Raw genomic sequence first — 21,913 nt, 5'->3', positions numbered from 1 at the left:
ATAGTAAGCTTCGGTAGCTATCGTACCGAAGTTTACTATTCTAGCAAAAGCGCAAGTACTAGGACAAAAAATTCGACAGGTAACTGTACTTGTTGAATAAAGAGGTGAAATAAATGATGACTCCTATTATCGAAACAAGGGACTTAACGATTACTTTTGGTGGACATGTTGCAGTTGATTCTGTAAATTTTTCTGTCCCATCAATAGAATTTGCCCATCATTGGTTAACAGGTCTAGCAAAAGTCCATTGGATTTTTGAAAGTTGGATGATCTTCTTTGGCATCTTGTACATCTTAGCTGTTATGTTCTTCCCATTTGGAATAGTAGGCACGATTAAAGTAGCTGATCATGAAAAAATAGCTAGCTGAAGTTTGGGTGCCTGTCCAGGGGTGACAGGCATCTTAACATATTGTTCGCTGTTGTTATATTAAATCAAAACAATCGAAACATAAATCAAAAAAATTGATGTATATGTCAAAACAATCGATGCATATGTCAAAAAAATTGATTCATAAATTAACTTCTCCGATACATACTTAAATAATTATGCAGGATTTTTGCCAATATTGAAGAATATTTATCTTGTAATACGAAAGGAGGATATAATTGATCGTAAAAACATTAGAAATTCCAATCAGACTTAAGGCTTTGGACGCATTAAGAAGACGATTGACAAGTACCCATCCAAAGCTCATTGCCATTAATGATGAGTACGGGAGGAGAAAAGCAGGTTTCAATGGAGAAAAGTCTGTTTATTATCATTTGAAATTACTTGATAATGAATCCTATGTTATTTTTCATGATTTACGCCTTGCAAATGGTGAACATTATTTTCAAATTGATTTCCTTCTGCTTACATCGCGTTATGCTCTTATTATTGAAGCAAAAAACATTTCCGGAATCTTGCTGTTTGATGATAATGGTCAATTAATCAGGATTCAAAACGAGAAGAGAGAAGGATTCTCTGATCCAGTTTCGCAAGCCCAGTTTCATCAAAGAAGCTTGAAGAAATGGATGGCCAAGTACCAATTCCCTAATTTGCCTATCGACTATCTCGTGATAATCAGCAAGCCTTCTTCCATTATTCAAATGGAAAACACCGATCCCGAAATAAGAAAAAGAGTGCGACCGGTTTCAAAGGTTCATGATGTTATATCCCATCTTAACCATCGTTTCCAAAGGGAAGTATTGGATAGCAATACAAGAAGAAAGTTAACTAAGTTTTTGCTAAAAGCACATTCACCCTATTACCCCAACTTGTTAAAGGAGTATAACCTTGCAGAAAACGACATTCGAACAGGTGTTCAATGCCTTAAATGTGCATTCCTCCCAATGATTGCACTAAAAGCAAATTGGAAATGCCCCAACTGCCAAACTCTTTCAAAAGACGCGCATATCCAGACAATCCAAGATTATTTCCTTCTAATCGGCTCTACCATTACGAATCGACAGTTTCGTAACTTCATTCAAATTACATCCATTCAAAAATCCCGAAGATTGCTGACCTCTTTGAATCTGCCTTATTCCGGCTACAACAAAGCTCGAGTCTATTTCCGCCCTGAAAGATAGAGGAAAGGCAGATTTAATAAAAGAAAAAGAAATTAGCAACTATAATTAATAAGAATTATAATATTTAGAAAAGAATGAAAATGGAGGGGAACCATTTATGAATGTTGAAATAGATGCTGAATCAAGGAATTGGATCGAGGCTAAAGGAAGCCAATTAACTGTAAAAACGCTCGATGTAAAGGGTTGCTGTGCACCAGGGGTTCAAGAAGTAGTTGCAGTGCCGGGAAAACCTCAAAACTTAAATCATTATAATGTATATATGGTTGGTAATCTATCAATATATGTTCAAAAACATATTCGGGCCAAGGAAAAACTGACGCTAAAATTATCCGGTATTAGCTTCTTAAAATCTATCTCAGCAAAGCTTCATTAATAAAAAACAGCACCCAATCATATGAAGGATTGGGTGCTGTTTTTTTAAGCAATTTCTCTCTCTGATTGTTCTACAAGAACAGCTTGTGGTAGTTTCGATAGCTTAATCCACTTGTTAATGGAAGTAACTAAAATGACGAATCCAAGGATAAGCATAATGATGGATAGCGTACCGTTTAATACGTTAAAACCAGCACTATCTGCGTTTAAGTAGACATTTTTCACCATCCAGTATCCTGCAACATTTACAGTTACATAGAGATAAGATAGAGGGACTAAACATGTCAGCATATACCAACGTTTATCAGCAATCTTAAGGACTACAGTCGCACCGATGATCAGACCAATGGAAGCCATTAATTGGTTGGATACTCCGAATAATGCCCAAACCGAACTGATGTCGCCGGAATAGAGTAGATATCCCCAGAATAAACAAGCTAAAGCACTGGCGGTAATATTCGCAGGCAATGAATCTGTCCGTTTTAAAGGTTTAATAAATTGTCCGCCGAAATCCTGGATCAAATAGCGGGCAACACGGGTTCCTGCATCAATGGCTGTTAAGATAAAGACGGCTTCAAAAAGAATAACAAACTGGTAAAAGAAGGATGCCATATTTTTGAAAATAGGAATCTCCGTAAAGATGTACGTCATCCCTACAGCAAGGGTAACGGCTCCACCCGTTCTACCTTCAAGATCCATCCCAATATCTTGACTAAGCTGGTTTAGATGAACAGTTTCCATACCTAGTGTTGCAAACTTCTCCGGTGTTGAATTGATGGCAAAATAATCACCAGGCTGTAAAGATACTGCTGCAATTAACGCCATAACTGCAACTAAACATTCTACAAGCATGGATCCGAAGGCTACCCCTTTAGCATCACTCCAACGATTGATCATTTTCGGAGTTGTGCCGGAACCAACGAATGCGTGGAAGCCCGAGATTGCTCCACAAGCAATCGTAATGGAAACGAATGGCCACACAGGACCAGCAATAATAGGACCGCCGCCATTAATAAATTCTGTAAAGGCAGGGAATTGAACAGCTGGATTTACATAGAATACACCAAGAATTAAGGCAATAAATACCCCGATTTTCATAAACGTACTTAAATAATCACGCGGTGCTAGCAAGAACCAGACTGGCAACGCTGCAGCGAAGAATGCATAAATTGGCAGAGCAAGAGCAAGAGTGCTTTTCTCAAGTGTTAAAAAATCACCTAAAGCTGTACCTTGGATGTTCGGCCCCAAGAATACTGCCAGCAAAATTAAACCGAAACCTACTATCGTTGCAACTTTTAAATTGCCTGTCTTCTTATGATACAATCCAACCCCCATAGCAATAGGAATCGTTATAGCTACTGCAAATGTTCCCCATGGGTTTCTTTCTAAAGCACTTAGGACAACTAAAGAGAGACCTGCCATTGTAATAGTTATAATGAATAACATTGCTAATCCTGTACAGAATCCAGCAACAGGGCCGAGTTCTTCTTTTGCGATCTCCGATAGTGATTTTCCATCTCTGCGCATAGAGGCGAAGAGAACAACTAAATCGTGGACAGCTCCACCGATGACAGCACCAATTAGGAGCCAAAGCAAACCTGGCAGATAACCGAATTGAGCTGCTAAGATTGGGCCAACTAACGGCCCCGCTGCAGCAATCGCCGCAAAATGGTGACCAAATGAAACCCATTTATTCGTGGGTACATAATCTTGCCCGTCTTCTAATTTATGAGCCGGAGTCGGTTTAGATTCATTAAGCTTCAAAACCTTTGCCGCCATAAATGTCCCGTATAAACGGTAAGCAATTAAGAGTATACAGATAGCACCAATAACGATTGTAAGAGCACTCATTTATACAATCCTCCTTCAAAATGTATGAATACAAACTAATCATACAAAATGAAAGCGCTATTATTTCAATTTCAAGATAAAATACATAAATCGAATGTTGAATTACATTAATTTACTGATGAATTGCAAAATTCTGATATATTTTAAAAACCGACTAGTCTCTTTAATTCCTTAACATAGGTTCGGCTAACTGGAACTTTGGAACTGTCCTTCATAATTAAATTGTATGTCGAGTTAAACCAAGGCTCTATTTCAAGGATGTGATCTACGTTCACAATAAAACTGCGATGAACACGGAGAAATTGTGTTTGATTTAACTTTTTTTCTAATACGACAAGTGCCTCACTAACTTTGTATGTATGTTCTAGCGCTTTAATCGTACACTTTCCCTCGCTGGATTCTAAATAAAGGATGTCATCATAGGCTAATAAAATAAATTTTTCATCAACATTTACCGCTATTTTTCCATTACGGGTATTTTTCAATGAGGGGTAGGCAGGAATATCCTGATTGCCGATTTTTTGCATTTTTTTAATTTTATCTAACGTTTTTTGAATACGATTTTCTTCATAGGGCTTTAAAATATAATCGACTGCATTTAATTCAAAGGCCTGCAGTGCATACTCATCGTATGCAGTTGCGAAAACTATTGCTGGTGTTATATCTAAAGTTTCTAATTGTTTTGCTAAGCTTAATCCGTTATCTTCGGCTAGTTCAATATCAAGGAAAACAAGATCAGGCTTAAGTTCAGAAATATCAGCAACCGCATCTTCTAGACAATCACTTTCACCTAAGATTTCAACTTGTTTGCTGCGAATAAGCAAGTATTTGATTTCATCTCTAGCTAATGGCTCGTCATCCACTATATAAGCTCTTAACATCTCTTTCAAAAACTCCTTTACTGTCGAGCGGAATGGAAATCGTGATCGTTGATCCACTATCCACTTGACTTTTTATTGTTAAGCTCGCTTGCCCGTTATAGATCCCTTTAAGACGTTCGCTAATATTAAAGAGGGCTGTTCCATTTCCTTTTTTCGAATTCACAATTTGCTTGCCAAGCACTTTTATCCTATCTTTAGGGATGCCATCTCCATTATCTGCTACAATAATTTTCAATTGATTATTCTTATGAAAAATCCGAATAGTAATTTTTCCTTCGGTTTTGCTTCGCGGAAATCCATAATGAATGGCATTTTCGACTAAAGGTTGTAAGGTAAATGGTGGAATATATACTTCTTCGAGTCCTGGATCAATTTGAAATGCAATGCAATACTTATTTGGAAAACGGGTTTGTTCTAATGAGATATAGGCCCGTACATTCTCTAATTCCTTCTCTAAAGGAATAAGCATCTGCCTCGCTCCTTGAAGATTGCCGCGGAAAAATGAGCTTAAGTCTAAAAGTAATTGACGGGCTTTATTTACATCTTTACGGCATAGTACTGAGATTGTATTGATGCTATTAAATAAAAAGTGCGGATGAATTTGTGCTTGCAGTGCTTTTATTTCTGCATCCTTCAACAATTTCGCCTGGTGTTCAGCCTCGGCAAGTTCTAGTTGTGTAGAGAACAGATTAGCAAGGCCTTCTGCTAATTGCTCCTGCACTTTATCCAGATATTCTGGCTGATTATAGTACATTTTTAATGTACCAACAATCTTGCTTTTGACTTTTAACGGTAGGACAATTGCCGCTTCTAATGGGCAATTCCGATGATAACAAAAAATATCTTCCTTTGTTTTGACAATGGCAATCTTACCGCTTTCAAGCACTTTTTTAGTCAACCCGGTCGCAAGTTTTTCATTAGGAATATGATGATCTGAAGCGATGCCAACATGAGCCAAAACTTGATGGTCATTTGTAACAGCGACCGCATCGGCGTTTGTCAGCTTCAGCATGATTTCCGATATTTCTTTACATGAATGTGTATTTAAGCCTTGGCGAAAGAAAGGCAGAGTTCGATCGGCAATTTTGAAGGCAAGATTCGTTTGGTTCGCACGAGCACGTACTTCTTCATGCATGATAGATTGAATAATGAACATGAACAATAATGTTCCGAACCCATTAACAAAAATCATTGGAAAGCCAATAACTTGTACGAGAGCCCAAGCAAGTTCAAACGGTTTGGCTGCCACGAGAATGATCAGCATCTGTAACGCTTCCAACGTCATACCTATCATAACCGCATAAGCAGCCGTGATCTTTTTCCCTTTCAGTTTTCGTCTTCTGCCAAAATATCCAGCAATTAACCCAGCAATAAGAGTAGAAATTGAACAAGAAAATGCCGTAAAGCCGCCGAGTGTATATCGATGAACTGCTGCGATTAGGCCAGCACCTACTCCCACCATTGGACCGCCGAGCAAGCCTCCTATGACGACCCCCATTACTCTCGTATTCGCTATAGCACTTTCTGAGTCAATAAAAGAAAGCCACCCTGCTTTATTTATTGAACTTTGATGAATTTCAATACCTGTATAATTACTAATTATTCCAAAAGCGCCAAAAAGTAAAATGAGCATGATTTTCTCATTTCTATTGTGCTCCTTTAAGACGATTTGGCGAAATGACCTCATTTGTGAGAGTAAAAAAGCAACAATAACAATGATCCCTACTTTTTCAAGCATTAATGGCACTAAATTGAACATTGTCACCCGTCCCTTGGATACGTTATGATTGGTTAAATTTTATTCTACCAAATGTTGAGGTAATTTTCTGCAAAAATGAAATTGTTTGCCAATTCATTTAGATAAGCTCTTAAAAAGGATTATGGCACGTTAAGTATAAACTAGGAGAATAGGAATATTTTTAAAGTTGAAAGGATATTATCCAAACGAATGCGAGTATTGTTAGCAATCTAATGATGTATTCCTAAGGGGTTGTGTACAAGGGATACTAAAAAAGCAAGGAGTGAGGAAGTTGAGAGGTTTAATTCATAATAAGAAGCGGGAAATGACGGAGGAAAGTGCTTATCATTTTTTAAAAATGGGTAAGGTCGCACATGTGGCGACAGTGGGGGAGGATGGGTTTCCATATGTAATCCCATTTGTCTATGTTTATGAGGACGGAAACAAACTATACCTGCATATAGGAAATTTGAGGGAGAGTCATTTTTGGACAAATATCAAAAAAAATCCGCAAATTTGTATCGAGGTTAGCGAGATGGGGGATGTTCATCCAGGTAAAAAATTTGCGTGCCAATCTGCACTCGTCTACACAAGCGTAGTTTTATTTGGAATCATTAAGCATATTGAAGATGACAAGCAGAAAGAATGGTTCTATGATCGGTTAATGGAAAAGTATGGGGATCCAGAATGGACTTTTGAAAAAGGATACCCAGCCCTTTCGAAAACGGAGTTATTTGAAGTACAAATTGATAAGATTACTGGTAAATTAAGTGAAGGATTAAATCATTAACGAGTGCGCCTGATCCCAAATGCGGAAATGCTTTAGTACGCATGGGGTCAGGCGACTTTTTTGGGAAAATTTAAAGTCTGAACTGGTGATAGGCCTTTTTGTTTTATTTGGCGGACTGAGAATCCTTTATTCAATATAATCCACATTTTTGACAAATGAAAAGGACAGAGAATCCGTTATTAATGATAAACTTGAGAAATTTGCTTACTTTTCTAGGGATAGCTGAACTAGAGTCCGTTACCTCTAAAAAAACAACCTTTTTCGGTAAATAACGGTACAAGTGTCCTCTCTTGAAAGTGCAGGGCTAATTTTTCAGTTTCCAAGATCCATTTCCAGTAAAAACCTCCAACATGGCCCGTTGTAAAAATCTTTACTATCTTCCTAGTAAAAGGAACAACGCAATTTGGAGTAAAATAACTATAATTATAATAATATTTTAAAACCAAGAATCACCAGAAATCTAGAGGTTTCCCACTATTTATCTGAACAATCCGAATAATGTTAATAAAAATAATAGTATTGTAATATATCGAATAAAACCATATAATACTTTTCATAGAAAGACAAATGTCCTTTTGAAATGGAATTTCGAGGAAATGTATTATGCAATATTCATATTATCGTAATTATTACACCTAGGGAGGAACATCTATGAAAAGCTTACTAAAAAAGTGGAATCAACTAAGCTTAGTTAAACAAATAATCATAGGTTTGATTATCGGTATTATCTTAGCTTTAACGATCCCAGAAGCAGCAAAACCGATTGCCATTTTTGGCACATTGTTTGTAGGTGCGTTAAAGGCTATTGCACCTGTATTAGTACTCTTTTTGGGTATATCAGCTATTGCGCAACACAAAAGTGGTCAGCAAACGAATATGAAATCCGTCATCATTCTTTATCTCCTAGGAACATTTTTAGCTGGCTTAATTGCAGTAATTGCTAGTTTTATATTCCCTGTAAGCTTAACGCTTGTAAAGGGTGCTGAGGATGTGGCGCCTCCTAGCGGTGTTGTTGAGGTTCTAACTACATTGCTTATGAACATTGTTGATAACCCAGTGAAGGCGATTTTTAATGCGAACTATATTGGTATTTTAGCTTGGGCAATACTACTTGGTTTGGCTTTAAAAAATGCCGCCGATTCGACAAAAACAATGATTGCTAATTTTTCAGATGCTATTACCAAAATGGTTACATGGGTTATTAAGTGTGCACCATTAGGAATTATGGGTCTAGTATTTGAGTCCATTACGACAAGTGGAATTGATGCTTTACTTAGCTATGGGAAGTTACTTGCTATTTTACTAGGTTGTATGTTTTTTGTAGCGTTGGTTGTCAATCCACTCATCGTGTTTGTGTATATAAAACAAAATCCTTTCCCGCTTGTTTTTAAGTGCCTAAAGGAAAGTGGTATTACTGCATTCTTTACACGAAGCTCAGCTGCAAACATTCCTGTAAATTTGAGATTATGTGAAAATCTCGGTTTGAATAAGGATAGTTATTCAGTATCGATTCCATTAGGGGCAACGATCAATATGGCTGGTGCTGCCGTGACGATTTCTGTTTTGACCCTTGCAGCGGTTCATACACTTGGGATTCAAGTCGATATTCCTACAGCCATTATCCTGAGTGTGGTGTCTGCTATATGTGCTTGTGGTGCTTCAGGAGTTGCAGGCGGATCTTTATTACTGATTCCTTTAGCGTGCAGCTTATTTGGAATCCCTGCTGATGTGGCTATGCAAGTAGTTGGAGTAGGCTTTATCATCGGTGTTATTCAAGACTCTGTTGAAACAGCTATTAATTCATCTACAGATGTTATCTTTACAGCAGCCGCTGAATATAAAGAGTGGCGTAAAGAGGGGAAAACAATAGAGATTAAAAAAATTGCATAAAATAGAATTGAGCTGTATCTCCATTGTTAGAATTGACGAACATTGGAGGTGCAGTTTTTTTTATGAATAAATACCAGTAATGTTTTGAAAATATTGATACTTTTTCCTATTATTTACGTCAATTATATAGGTGAAAGAGATAAATTAATATTTAAAGGGGGATTGGAAAATGAAGAGATACTTACCCGGTATAGTAATTTTAACTGCCGGAATACTTGCTGGCTGCACCAATCAAGTAAATGCAGACCCAGCTAAAGAAATAAATGACTTAAAAAAACAAATTGAGCGGCTTTCCATTGAAAATGAAGACTTGAAAAATACTGTGGAGGAACAAAAGGAAGCTCTTGAGGTGAACAATGATTACTCTATTATTCTAGCTAAGGACATTGAAAAATATCCGCAATCGCTATATAAGGAAACAACTCTTGATATCGATCAGGATGGTGAGGAAGAAATAATTGAACTATATGTCAACGCAAGGAAAATGGAAAATGGCTTGTTTGCATGGGATGATGGAGAAACCTGGCTGTTGGTTGTGAAAGACGGTGAGAAAACGTATCCCCTTTTTGATAATTTTGTTCAATTGGGGTCAGTCGATATTAGTACGACAACCTTTGATAGAAAACCCGGTATTGTAATGTTAGAGACGTGGCATTCAGATATTTTTATTCATAAATTTACATTTGATCATGAAGCAAAGGGATTTGTTAAAGAAACTTTTTATAAAAAAGAAAATATAAATCAGCAATATAATCCACCTGCTTCCTACGCCTTTTTCAAGGAAGCGTACGAACTAATGGAACTGGCTTTTACTGAAAAAGCGGTGAAAGCTTTAGAAGCTAGTGATGATAATCTACAGGAACAAAAGGATCGAGCTGCGATTTTTGATCCAATCCTTGTTGACCTTTGGAGAGCACAGTGGTTGTTTGAAACTGTCAGGCTGTTGAACCCGGATCTTCATGTTTCATTAGAGAGCGCAGTTCATTTGCTAAACCAAATGGGGATGAATCCCCCAACATCATTTCAAATGAACCAGTTAAGGCAAGTTCATGATGTGTTCAATGACGATGAAAGTGACAAATTGATTATAGAAGAAGAGAATCAAATTCACCCTAATATAAAGGAAAAGCTTCGAAAAGTGAATACGATTCTTAATGGGAGAAATCTTTAATTTTTCAATTTGATTAAATGGAGAGAGTTAGTGCAACTATTTTATAATAGGAACTTTTATAAATCCTAAATAAGATAAATTAATGATAAAAATGCCTACCCCCATCGTGAAAACGATAGGAGGCAGGCATTTTATTCTGTTTTTTCCACTTTGTTTACGAAACCACTCAATTTATTTGCGAAACCTAGTCCGTATGCTCAATAAAATTCCGCCCAAAATGATATATATTTTCCGCAGGTACGGCTAAATTTAAATTTTGTCCCTTGTCAAAGCCCGCAGTGATTAGCCCCACTAGCCTTCCGTACATATCCAGCAAGGCGCCGCCAGAGCTTCCGTCAGAGATTGGAGCAGTGAATTGGATCATAGGGATATCCTTAATTTCCCGGAAACCGGATACAATGCCATCGGAGACGGAATTAAACAATCCTAATGGGCTGCCGATAGCTACAATTTTTTGTCCTCGCACTAAGTTACCATCCGTTTTTACAGGGAGAGGACCACAATTTTTATCAACCTTAATAATAGCCAGGTCATATTGCTGATGATATTTAATGAAATTTCCTGTTAGATATTCTTCGGTTTCATTCTCGTAGAGCACCGAAAAAAGATGACCGCCCGCAACCACATGCAGATTCGTTAAGATATACCCTTTGCTATGAATGACAACACCAGAGCCGCTGCATAATATTTTATTATGCTCATCAAAACTTTTAATCATGACTACGGAGTTCGATAGACCTGCCAGCTCCTCATAGCTGAATTCTCTGCTCTTAGTTGGAATTTGTTTCAGATTTTCTTTAGCAGAGATGCTTGAAGGTGCTGTCAAATCAGGAATAGTTATCTGATCTGAATTCAGTGTGCTGAATTTATATAAAGTTGAGAATTTTTCTATCTCAGGATACAAATGAACCATATCTTCTTTCGGGTTCATATAGCAAATATCACAGCCAAGACGGGACAGGAAATACAAGAATAATAGCTCATGCAGCTTAATATCTCCGATAAAAACCACTTTTGGAGATATGCTTGTACCTTCAAAAAGCTTAGGTAAATAAATTTCTATCCAATTCAAAAATTTAACTGCAAAGTTTTTAATTTGTGTGTCATTGGATTGTGGATGCAATGTTCTATACTTGGACAGAATCTCCACAAAAATAAGTTTTTTTGTCCATTCAAGGCTATCGTTATTTAATTGGCTGCAAAGGGGTGTTTGATGAAGTAAATGAGGATTCATGACAGCAACATTGGTGATTGCTTCCCATTCCTCCCAAACCTTTGTAAGTCTGGAAATTTCATTTTTGTTTGAAATACCTTCAAGTCGCTGCAGTCGTAAGTAAGGAACAGCCGGCACACTTGATGAAAAACAGCGGTCTATTTTCAGAATGTTTTCAATGTAATGCTGAACAGTGTCAGGAATTCCGATGTACCTAAGAAAAATAACTTCTTTCGTAACGGCAGAATGATCAATTTTGCTAAGGAACATAAAATCTTCGAGAGGATTTCGTGTTTCTTTCAATTTAAACTTTAAAGGCTTAGTTCTCACTATCATATCCATACTCCCGATTCAAATAGTTATCTAGTGTAATTATAATTTAATTTTGCAAAAGTTCCTAGTTTAAAAGGAAAATATTGGGGTGAAATGAAGTGGAAGTAGGGGAAAGAGATAAAATAAAGTTCTAGGACTGGAACGATGCTTTCCGTAGAAATTATTTGGATGAGTTACTATTAAAAACAAATAATCACTATGGAACCTATTTAATACATTATATGACTGATTTTGTAACAGGGGAAAATAAAAGGACGGACGGCCTTTTACTTCAAAGAATGAAAAAGTGGGCCTAAATTAGTCATTCTTCTAAATCTTGTTGACAATATGAATAAATGAGAGTAAAGTTTGTACTTAAGGAATTTGAAAAATTAAATAGTTTATCTCTTATCAAGAGTAGCTGAGGGACTGGCCCGATGAAGCTCGGCAACCGTCTATGTTTAATAGATTGGTGCTAAATCCTGCAAAACATTCATTGTTTTGAAAGATAAGAGAGGATTTTTATGTATACATAAGCCTCTCTTTTTTGATAGAGAGGCTTTTTATTTTTTCTTCTTCCAATACAACTACACAGGAGGAACAATAAAGTGAAGAAGTTTGGAATGGCTTTAGCATTACTTGGTATGACATTGTTTATTGCTGCGTGCAGTAAAGAAAGCAGCGGGGCACTGAACGAGAAGAAGCTAGTCATTGGAGCAACGGACGGTCCGCATGCTCAAATATTGGAAGTGGTTAAAGAAGTGGCTGCAGAAGACGGACTTGAGTTGGAAATAAAATCTTTTACTGACTACGTCCTTCCAAATACGGCTTTAGATGAAGGCGACTTAGATGTTAACAGCTATCAGCATAAGCCTTTTCTTGAAAAATTTAATGATGATCATGGAACTACATTAGTACCAGTAGGGAAAACGATTCTTAATCCAATGGGGATTTACTCAGAAAAATATAAAAGCTTTGAAGATCTTCCAGACGGAGCGAAATTTGGTCTGCCAAACGATCCGACAAATGGAGCACGTGCACTTTTCATCTTACAAGAAAATGGCCACATTAAGCTTGAAGAAGGCAAAGAAGAAACAGCCTCTATTCATGATGTGGTGGAAAATCCAAAGAATCTTGAGTTCATTGAACTTGACGCAGCACAAATTCCAAAACAATTAGGCGAAGTCGATGCTGCAGCCATTAATACAAACTTTGCAATCGCTGCGGGTCTTTATCCGAAAGAAGATGCATTTATTTTAGAATCAACTAACTCTCCATATGTGAATTATATTGTTGTCAGAGCGGAAAACGAAAACGATCCTGTCGTTAAAAAATTGGTGAAAGCTTATCAAAGTGAAAAAGTTAAAAAATTCATCGAGGAAGAATTCCGCGGATCTATCATCCCTGGCTTTTAATAGAAATTTGATGAAGGCAGTCCAAGAAAGTGAATTTATTGGACAGGTTTTCGGTAATTTGATGAAAGCTGTCCAAGAAAGTGAATATGCTGGACAGGTTTTCGGTAATTTGATAGAAGCTGTCCAAGAAAGTGGATTTGCTGGACAGGTTTTCGGTAATTTGATGAAAGCTGTCCAAGAAAGTGAGTTTTCTGGACAGGATATTGAGATTTCGATAAAAGCTGTCCAAGAAAGTGAGTTTGCTAGACAGGTTTTCGGTCAGGCAAAGATAGCACAGAAAGGAAAAGCCCCCATGATTATATTAGAACATGTTTCAAAATCTTTTGACTCGAAAAAAGGGATTGTAAAAGCAGTTAAAGATGTGAATCTTCATGTGAAAAAAGGTGAAATTCATGGGGTGATCGGCTATAGCGGTGCTGGTAAAAGCACATTGATACGATGTGTGAATTTATTAGAGAAACCTACAAGCGGAAAAGTATTTATTGGCGGCAAAGAAGCTACTTCTTTGCCGCTAAACCAATTACGCGATGTTCGAAAAAGAATCGGCATGATTTTCCAAGGATTCAATCTCTTAAAAACAGCTACCGTTTATGACAATATTGCCATCCCCCTTAAATTATTGGGTTACAGCAAAACGGAAACAAATGAACGTGTGATTAAATATTTGGATATCGTTGGACTTACTGATAAACATCAATCGTTTCCGAGCCAACTTTCCGGCGGGCAAAAGCAGCGGGTTGCGATTGCGCGAGCACTTGCTCAGGAGCCCGAAGTGTTACTTAGTGATGAAGCAACGAGTGCCCTTGATCCAGAGACGACAGATTCAATTCTCGATTTGCTTTTAAAAATTAATCGAGAACTAGGTATCACAATTTTGTTGATTACCCACGAAATGAATGTCATCCAAAAGATCTGTGACCATGTATCTGTTATGGAAAATGGTGAAATTGTGGAACAAGGCACGACAATCGATTTATTTACAAACCCACAAAACCAGACAACGAAGAAGTTTTTAAATACAATCAGTCAGAGGAAGCTGTCACCTTCTTTAATCAGTCAGCTTAATGTAACCGGCAAGGTTTCACGTCTCACTTTTGTCGGAGAAAGTACGGGGCAACCGCTTTTGGCTAAAGTAAGTCAGCAATTTAAAGTTCAGCCCAATATTTTGACCGCGAATATTCTTGAATTGAAAAATGGCATTGTCGGCAATATTGTTGTTCATCTTATTGGCGAAGTGCAAGATGTCGATCAAGCATTAAAATATTTACAAAATCAAGGTGTTCGCATCGAAGAATTGGAGGGATAACGATATGTATGAATTTACTGATAAATGGTTTCCGATTATCTGGAAGTCTGTGCTGGAAACCTTCCAAATGGTTGGCATCTCCATGATATTTGCCATCATAATCGGTATACCTCTTGGGGTTTTACTCGTTTTAACACGACCTGGCCAAGCTTGGCAAAATCAATGGATCTATCAAATATTGAATCTAGTCATCAATATCTTACGCTCAGTTCCATTTATTATATTATTAATTTTTATTTTTCCATTTACAAAACTAATTGTTGGGACAACGATCGGAGTTACAGGCGCCATCGTTCCGCTTGTCATTTACACGGCTCCTTATCTCGCAAGATTAGTAGAATCATCTCTTCTTGCCGTGGATAATGGCGTTTTGGAAGCTTATAAAGCGATGGGAATTAAAACAAGACAAATTATCTGGCATGTATTACTCCGTGAAGCAAGACCTTCCCTTGTCCTCGCTTTAACGATAACCATTGTCAGCTTGATTGGTGCCACAGCCATGGCGGGACTTGTCGGAGCAGGCGGCCTCGGAGATCTTGCTTACCGCTATGGACATTTACGCTACGAAGAAAGTGTCATGTATGCAACTGTATTAATCCTGATTATCCTTGTACAATGCTGTCAGTCAATTGGGAATCGTATATCAGCTCGTTTAAAGAAAGATTGATTGGAGGGGTTATAAATGTCAAATGAACTTTATATAGAAAAGGATGGAGCGATTGCTTCCCTCATTATTAACCGTCCTCAAAAAAAGAATTCATTCACTCTTGCCATGTTTCAAAAGCTTGGCGAACTATTGGATGAGTTGGAACAAGATTCCAGTGTGAAGGTGCTGATTATTCGTGGTGTTGATGAAACAGCCTTTTCAGCGGGTGCTGATATTAGCGAGTTTATGGAAGTCCGTCTTCATGGAAAGCAGGCAAAGGACTATAATGATTACGCCCTGGAATCAATAGAAAAATTATATCGTTTTTCAAAACCAACGATTGCCTTAATTAAAACGCTGGCAATCGGAGGCGGGCTTGAACTTGCAAATTCATGTGATTTCCGATTTGCCACATCTGGCAGTAAGGTCGGAATTACAGCGGCAAATATTGGTATCGTCTACAACTTAGCTAGTACAAAAAGGCTTTATAATTTGATTGGCCCTGCAAAGACGAAAGAGCTATTATATACAGCAAAGCTGATCAGTGCAGAAGATGGCCAAGAAATTGGTTTAATTGATTATGTTTTTCCAATCGAAGAAATTGAGGAAAAATGCCTTGATTTTGCCAAACGAATTACGTTGAAATCATCTGTTGCCAACGCTGGCATTAAGAAAGTGATCCAAGCCATCATAGATGGAGAGAACGATGAAAGTGAATATATTGAAAACGTCATTTTAGAGTCATATAGTTCGGATGACTATTTAGAAGGCATTCAGGCATTTTTGGAAAAAAGAAAACCGAACTTCTCGTGAAAGAAAAAGGAGTCAATACATCATGATTCAAGCATTAGAAGGAATGAAAGTAATCGACCTCTCACAAGTATTGGCAGGTCCTTATTGTACGATGGTACTAGGTGATATGGGTGCAGATGTCATCAAAATTGAAAAATACCCAAAAGGCGATGACACCCGGTCAATGGGTGCTACTATTAATGAAGAAAGTTATATGTATATGATGGTCAATCGTAATAAGCGCGGGATGTGCCTCAATTTAAAAAGTGACGAAGGCAGAAAAATTTTGCTCGACCTAATCAAAACGGCAGATGTATTCGTGGAAAATTATCGTCCCGGCGTAACAAAAAAATTGGGTATTGACTATGAAACATTGAAAGAAATCAATCCTGGATTAATCTACTGCTCGATTTCGGGTTACGGACAGACTGGTCCTTATAGTAAAAAGGGCGGCTATGATATCATGGCACAAGGCATGTCAGGGCTGATGGATATGACTGGCGAAAAAGGTGGAAAGCCTGTTAAAGTTGGGATTGCTATTCATGATATCGCGGCAGCACAAACCGCCATTCAATCGATTTTAACTGCGTACATTCATCGTTTGAAAAATGGAAAAGGGCAGTATATCGATGTTTCGCTTGTTAACGCTGGACTTGCCTGGACTGTTTGGGAGGCTGCTGCTTATTTTGGAACAGGTGAAGTGGCAAAACGGAATGGGACAGCGCACCGCGCATCAGCCCCGTACCAAGGCTATGAAACAAAAGACGGCTTCATCTTAATTGGGGCAGCTAATCAGAAGCTATGGGAAAATTTTTGTTTAAATGTTATTGACCAGCCTAATTGGTTAGTAGATCCTCGATACGAAACGGTTAGTTTACGGACAGAACACGTGGATGAACTTGAGGTCGAAATCGAAGAAATTTTAAAACAAAAAGATTCAGCACATTGGCTAAAACTTCTTGAAGAAAGCGGAATCCCATCAGGTCCCATCTATTCCTATGATCAAACCTTGAATGACCCACATATTCTAGAACATGAAATGGTCCTTGAATATGAACATCCTGCCTGTGGACAAATGAAGACACTTGGTTTCCCTGCCAAATTTTCCGAAACTCCTGGGCAATTAAGAATGCCTGCCCCTCTTCTTGGACAGCACAATAAGGAGATCTTGACTGAATTAGGATACTCTGACGAAGAATTTAAAGTATTAAAAAACAAAGAAATTATCATATAAACATGAGGGACGGAACTCTTGCTTCCACATTTCGAAGCAAGTGATCCGTCCCTTTTGACTCTAGAGGAACCCCTTCATATTCTTTTCAATAGAAATAAAATTAGGTAATAATGTAGTTTATTAGTAAAACGTTCTCTCCAATCAGTCTAATCCTGAATACATTGTTGTATGCCATATGACGTACAAAGGTGTATTGAAAAATTTATTTTCAAGGGAGCAGACAAATGTATAAAATGCTAGCTGTCGCCATTATTCATGGAATGGGTAATCAAAAGGATGGTTTTGCTAAGAATATGATCGCAATGATCAATCAAACATTCGCAAAGAAACTGAAGGATGTAGTTGAAGATCCTGCCTCCTATCTTATGATTGAACCGATACTGTGGGCACCGGTTTTTGCAGGTCGACAGGAAAAGTTGTTTGAAAGAATGGTGCAGGAAAACAAATTGAATTATCAGGGATCAAGGAAATTCATTGTTACTTATATAGGAGATGTGATTGCCTATCAACTAGTAGAGACAGCAAAGCAAAATTATGAAAGAGTTCATGAGAAAATCGGTGAAGGTCTGAACATTCTCTCTAACAAAGCAGGAGATCAAGCTCCGCTATGTGTCATTTCACATAGTCTAGGTTCTGTCATTGCGAGTAATTACTTTTACGATTTACAATATAAACAGCGCGATGTTGCGTGTATTGTAAATGAATCATCGCCTTTGGAAAAGGGGGAAACTTTAACATTATTTTATACAATGGGGACTACCCTCCCGCTATGGAGTTTGCGTTATTATAACTTTAACCGTCCGATCAATATTCCTTCTAAAAACCTCCGAAAATACTATCCTAGCTTAAAAGGTGAATGGATAAATTTCTATGATAAAGATGATGTTTTGGGCTTCCCATTAAGATCTGTAGACGAAAATTACTATAATGCTGTTAACGAAGATCGAGAAGTGAATGCAGGCAATTTATTAACGAGTTGGAATCCGTTAAGTCATACAGGTTACGTTAAAGATATGGACGTAATTGAACCCATAGTAGATGGCTTAGTTCGTACGTGGAGACAAGTAAATAATCTATAACGCTCTGTTCATGGTTAGTTTGACAAAATATGGGGGTGGAACGTGGGCCAAGAATCACCACGTATTTTCTTATAAAAAGGGAATCACTGAATAAAAACCATATGTCAAATATTCTAAAAGTTGCTAATCAATTTATTTACAAAAAAATGAAAAGGTGAGATAATAAAGAAAATTTCGAAGGGGGAAAGTAAGTTTATGGAACCAACTAATTGCTAATATTAATTTTTTTAAAAAATTAATACAGATTTTATAATGAGTGAAATTTACCTATTTATATTAGGTTTATTTGTTATGCTCTTATGGAAAACGGGCAATTTAGAAGGTAACTTACTTTACTAATATCGAGATGATAATTTATTGAATATTTCATGGTTTTCTTGAAATATTCCGCCAGTTGTATTGTCAACCTGGTGCAAGAGATATAGGAATCAAAATGCGTTTTTTTCGTGCGCATTTTTACTAATACTACTTGATTTAAATTAATCACTGGTTATTAAAGACTGTAAGGAGAAACCCTCTTCTTATGGTCTTTTTTATATGAAAAATAAATAGTACGGATACTCTTCTTTACCTTATCCATAAAAGGCGTAACTACTAGTCTATGGATGAAAGAAGGAATATATATGTTGGAAATGAAATTAAATGGTGTAAAAAAATTTATGGAAGCAACATTAGTGGTGGAAAATGTCACCTTTGAAGCCTATGAAGGAGAGAAGATAGGCATTATAGGTGCAAATGGCAGCGGAAAGAGCACGATTCTGAAATTGATTGCGGGAGTAGAGCCGATGAATTACTATCCGGGATACCCGCAAACCTCCAGCCCTGGGTATGATGAAGGCCTGATTCACTTGCCAAAAGAAGCCACTAGGGCTTACCTTGATCAATCGCCTGAGTATCCTGAGGGGTTAAAAGTAATTGATGTTTTAAATCAGGCTTGTGCGGAGATTGAAAGCATTGAGACTGAAATGCGTGAATTGGAAGAGCAAATGAAGACACTTGAAGATGCTGCTTTGGAAAAAGCATTAAATAAATACAGTGATTTCGTCCACTTATATGAAATTAAGGGCGGATACGAACGCCAAGAAAAACTAAGCAAGGTTTGTACAGGCCTCCAATTTGATGAGAGTTTTTTAAACAAGGATTTTGATTTATTAAGTGGAGGAGAAAAAACGACCGTTGTACTTGGAAAACTCCTCATTCACAATCCTGATATATTGCTGCTGGATGAGCCTACGAATCATTTAGATATGGAATCCATCGAATGGCTCGAAGGTTATCTTAAAAGCTATAAGGGAATTGTTCTGATCGTCTCCCATGACCGATATTTTTTGGACAATGTCGTAACTAAAATCGTGGAAATAGAGGATATGGAATCGATATGTTATAAGGGCAACTATTCCTCTTTTGTTAGTCAAAAAGAAGAGAATATACGGATTCAATACGAGCATTTTAGGGAGCAGCAAAAAAAGATTAATAGCATGGAAAAGACCGTTTTAAGCTTAAGGGACTGGGCAATGAGGGCTGATAATAACAAATTCTTTAGAAGAGCCGCGAGTATACAGAAGAAGCTCGATAAAATGGAACGAATCGACAAGCCTATTTTTGAAAGACGGAATATGAAACTGGATTTAAAAGCGGCTGTACGGTCAGGAAATGAAACCATCAAGGCGATCGGGCTCTCTAAAAGCTATAAGGATAAAATTATTTTTAAGGACGCAGATGTACTGATCGCTTTTGGTGAAAGAGTAGGCCTGATCGGTTCTAATGGCAGCGGGAAAACCACCTTCTTAAAGTTGCTTTTAGGTGAGGAACAGCCGGATGATGGGGTAGTTGAATTCGGTGCAAATGTGATGGCTGCCTATCTGCCGCAGCAAATTATTTTTAATAATGAAGAGCAGACAGTGCTGGAAGCTTTTAGAGAGGATATTTCGATTGTGGAGGGAAAAGCAAGGGAATATCTTTCAAAATACATGTTTTATAAAAGCAGTGTCTTCAAAAAAGTAAAACATTTATCAGGCGGAGAAAGAATTAGATTAAAGCTAGCTATACTGTTATATAAAGATATTAATTTATTAATCCTGGATGAACCAACAAACCATCTTGATATTGATTCCATTGAAACTCTTGAGGAAGCTCTGGAGGACTTTAAAGGAACGATATTCTTTATATCTCATGATAGATATTTCATCAATAAAATCGGTCAAAGAGTAATTGCAATAGAAAATCACACCTTAAAAAGCTATCTTGGGAATTACGATTATTTTAAAAGTGAAAAGGAAAAGGTAAGTCTACAAGATTTGAATAAGCCGATTGTAAAAACCGAAAAAGTAAAAAATCAAAGAAACAAGTCTGAGGATTCAAAGAAAGAAGCAGCAAAGGAAAAGGCTCTGGCCAGGATTGAAAGCCTGGAACAGGAAATCAGTGAGATAGATATAGCGATGTCTGCTGACCAAATGGATTATGAGGAGCTAAATAAACTGTATGGCAGGAAACTTAAGTTAAGCAAAGAATTGGAGTCGGTTATGGAATTGTGGTTAAGTTTTTGACTAGGCATAGGTTGAATATGTAATCGAAGATGGTTTTTATTCTTTATTAGATTCCCCACTAATACTAGAGAAAAGTAGGTACCTTAATGAGTATTACTTTAGCATTATTGGCAGCATTATTTGCTTCACTCACAGCTATATTGGCGAAAATTGGCATTGAAAAGGTGAATTCTAATTTAGCAACGGCGATTCGGACAATTGTTGTTTTAGTAATGGCTTTTGTGACCGTGATCGTAACAGGCAAGCTTGATACAATCTCTCAGATTTCTGGCAGTGCATTGTGGTTTATATTATTATCAGGTTTTGCAACAGGATTTTCGTGGTTATTTTTCTTTAAAGCACTGGCAATTGGCGATGTTTCCAAGGTCGTCCCCATTGATAAATCAAGTGTAGTCTTAACGATTGCTATCTCTATCCTTTTCTTAGGAGAGCCGGCAGAGCCCCTTGTCATCACTGGAGGAGCGATAATCGCCATTGGAACCTTCATATTAATTGGGAAAAGTGATGAGAAGAAACGATTTACTGGCTCACAAATATATATTGTATATGCCATTTTGGCAGCAGTATTTGCGGCATTAACCTCTATATTAGCAAAAATAGGGATGGAAAATGTGGATTCTAATGTAGCTACCTTTTTACGAACAATCGTGATTTTATTGTTCGCTTGGGCCATCGTATTTTTTCAAGGAACTCATAAGAAAATGAAGGAAATTACAAAAAAGGGGTATCTTTTTTTGATTTTGTCTGGAGTTGCAACTGGTTTATCCTGGTTATGTTATTTTGCAGCATTAGCCATTGGGAAGGTTTCAGTTGTTGCCCCTATTGATAAATTTAGCGTTGTGATTACCATGATCTTAAGCTTCATTCTATTAAAAGAAACAATGACTAAACACACGATTATAGGTGGTATTGTCATTACTGCAGGAACTGTTTTGCTTATTTTGTAGTCAAGGGACTTTTTTAGAAGAATATGGTCACAAGAGCTGTTTAAAGAGTTCTCCTATTTTTTATCTAGAAAAACATTATATGGAAAAAGTAGTAAGCATATTAAAATGTAATATTTTGCGAACCGAAATAATTCAAGAAGTGAATAGTACAATAACTATAA

At 37.3% G+C, this 21,913-nt stretch carries 17 protein-coding genes, 1 pseudogene and 1 riboswitch; of the genes and pseudogenes, 14 read left to right on the top strand and 4 right to left on the bottom strand.

What is annotated here, in order from left to right:
• Window positions 1-203 precede the first annotated feature (203 nt).
• The 3 genes and pseudogenes from V7127_RS09730 to V7127_RS09720 form a co-directional block, all read left to right on the top strand.
• Window positions 204-368, top strand: a pseudogene (locus tag V7127_RS09730) (branched-chain amino acid ABC transporter permease); the annotation flags it as partial.
• 238 nt (window positions 369-606) lie between these two features.
• Window positions 607-1,569, top strand: coding sequence for a nuclease-related domain-containing protein (locus tag V7127_RS09725; protein WP_335485315.1), 963 nt, complete (start codon window positions 607-609; stop codon window positions 1,567-1,569).
• Window positions 1,570-1,666: 97 nt separating this feature from the next.
• Complete coding sequence (locus tag V7127_RS09720) at window positions 1,667-1,942, top strand: CC/Se motif family (seleno)protein (protein WP_335485312.1); 276 nt, start codon at window positions 1,667-1,669, stop codon at window positions 1,940-1,942.
• A gap of 44 nt (window positions 1,943-1,986) precedes the next feature.
• Here V7127_RS09720 and V7127_RS09715 read toward each other — a convergent pair whose 3' ends face one another.
• The 3 genes from V7127_RS09715 to V7127_RS09705 form a co-directional block, all read right to left on the bottom strand.
• On the bottom strand, window positions 1,987-3,792 hold the full coding sequence (locus V7127_RS09715; protein WP_335485309.1) for a carbon starvation CstA family protein: 1,806 nt from the start codon (window positions 3,790-3,792) through the stop codon (window positions 1,987-1,989).
• 143 nt (window positions 3,793-3,935) lie between these two features.
• On the bottom strand, window positions 3,936-4,673 hold the full coding sequence (locus V7127_RS09710; RefSeq protein ID WP_335485305.1) for a LytR/AlgR family response regulator transcription factor: 738 nt from the start codon (window positions 4,671-4,673) through the stop codon (window positions 3,936-3,938).
• Window positions 4,648-6,432: a sensor histidine kinase gene (locus V7127_RS09705; RefSeq protein WP_335485302.1), complete on the bottom strand. Its 1,785-nt coding sequence runs from the start codon at window positions 6,430-6,432 to the stop codon at window positions 4,648-4,650. The genes V7127_RS09710 and V7127_RS09705 overlap by 26 nt, the downstream gene beginning before the upstream one ends.
• A 271-nt stretch (window positions 6,433-6,703) precedes the next feature.
• Here V7127_RS09705 and V7127_RS09700 point away from each other — a divergent pair, with 271 nt between their 5' ends.
• From V7127_RS09700 to V7127_RS09690, 3 genes are all read left to right on the top strand, one after another.
• Window positions 6,704-7,201: a pyridoxamine 5'-phosphate oxidase family protein gene (locus tag V7127_RS09700; protein ID WP_335485299.1), complete on the top strand. Its 498-nt coding sequence runs from the start codon at window positions 6,704-6,706 to the stop codon at window positions 7,199-7,201.
• Between the two features lie 651 nt (window positions 7,202-7,852).
• Window positions 7,853-9,091, top strand: coding sequence for a serine/threonine transporter SstT (gene sstT / locus V7127_RS09695; RefSeq protein ID WP_335345003.1), 1,239 nt, complete (start codon window positions 7,853-7,855; stop codon window positions 9,089-9,091).
• 169 nt (window positions 9,092-9,260) lie between these two features.
• Window positions 9,261-10,262, top strand: coding sequence for a hypothetical protein (locus V7127_RS09690; protein WP_335485296.1), 1,002 nt, complete (start codon window positions 9,261-9,263; stop codon window positions 10,260-10,262).
• A gap of 184 nt (window positions 10,263-10,446) precedes the next feature.
• On the opposite strand, the gene V7127_RS09685 is transcribed toward V7127_RS09690, so the two are convergent.
• Entirely contained in the window at window positions 10,447-11,811 is a 1,365-nt protein-coding gene (locus V7127_RS09685) for a trypsin-like peptidase domain-containing protein (RefSeq protein WP_335485294.1), read from the bottom strand.
• A gap of 381 nt (window positions 11,812-12,192) precedes the next feature.
• Window positions 12,193-12,302, top strand: a riboswitch (SAM riboswitch).
• Between the two features lie 93 nt (window positions 12,303-12,395).
• Between V7127_RS09685 and V7127_RS09680 the strand changes: the two genes are divergently transcribed.
• The 8 genes from V7127_RS09680 (at window position 12,396) to V7127_RS09645 (ending at window position 21,752) form a co-directional block, all read left to right on the top strand.
• A complete protein-coding gene (locus V7127_RS09680; RefSeq protein ID WP_335485290.1) occupies window positions 12,396-13,202 on the top strand; it encodes a MetQ/NlpA family ABC transporter substrate-binding protein in 807 nt (268 codons plus the stop codon).
• 292 nt (window positions 13,203-13,494) lie between these two features.
• On the top strand, window positions 13,495-14,508 hold the full coding sequence (locus V7127_RS09675; protein WP_335485337.1) for a methionine ABC transporter ATP-binding protein: 1,014 nt from the start codon (window positions 13,495-13,497) through the stop codon (window positions 14,506-14,508).
• A 4-nt stretch (window positions 14,509-14,512) separates the two neighbouring features.
• A complete protein-coding gene (locus tag V7127_RS09670; protein ID WP_335485287.1) occupies window positions 14,513-15,175 on the top strand; it encodes a methionine ABC transporter permease in 663 nt (220 codons plus the stop codon).
• 15 nt (window positions 15,176-15,190) lie between these two features.
• On the top strand, window positions 15,191-15,967 hold the full coding sequence (locus tag V7127_RS09665) for an enoyl-CoA hydratase/isomerase family protein (RefSeq protein WP_335485284.1): 777 nt from the start codon (window positions 15,191-15,193) through the stop codon (window positions 15,965-15,967).
• A gap of 22 nt (window positions 15,968-15,989) precedes the next feature.
• Window positions 15,990-17,180 (top strand): CaiB/BaiF CoA transferase family protein, encoded by a 1,191-nt coding sequence (locus V7127_RS09660; RefSeq protein WP_335485281.1) that lies wholly within the window; start codon window positions 15,990-15,992, stop codon window positions 17,178-17,180.
• Window positions 17,181-17,404: 224 nt separating this feature from the next.
• On the top strand, window positions 17,405-18,259 hold the full coding sequence (locus V7127_RS09655) for a chemotaxis protein (protein WP_335485277.1): 855 nt from the start codon (window positions 17,405-17,407) through the stop codon (window positions 18,257-18,259).
• Between the two features lie 623 nt (window positions 18,260-18,882).
• Window positions 18,883-20,805: a ribosomal protection-like ABC-F family protein gene (gene abc-f / locus V7127_RS09650; protein ID WP_335485275.1), complete on the top strand. Its 1,923-nt coding sequence runs from the start codon at window positions 18,883-18,885 to the stop codon at window positions 20,803-20,805.
• A gap of 86 nt (window positions 20,806-20,891) precedes the next feature.
• Window positions 20,892-21,752, top strand: a complete 861-nt coding sequence (locus V7127_RS09645) for an EamA family transporter (RefSeq protein WP_335346660.1) — start codon at window positions 20,892-20,894, stop codon at window positions 21,750-21,752.
• The last annotated feature ends 161 nt before the right edge of the window (window positions 21,753-21,913 follow it).

This window comes from Bacillus sp. JJ1773, assembly GCF_036962035.1.
In the GTDB taxonomy this organism is placed as follows: domain Bacteria; phylum Bacillota; class Bacilli; order Bacillales; family Cytobacillaceae; genus Cytobacillus.
This window is presented reverse-complemented; position numbering and strand designations above follow the sequence as displayed.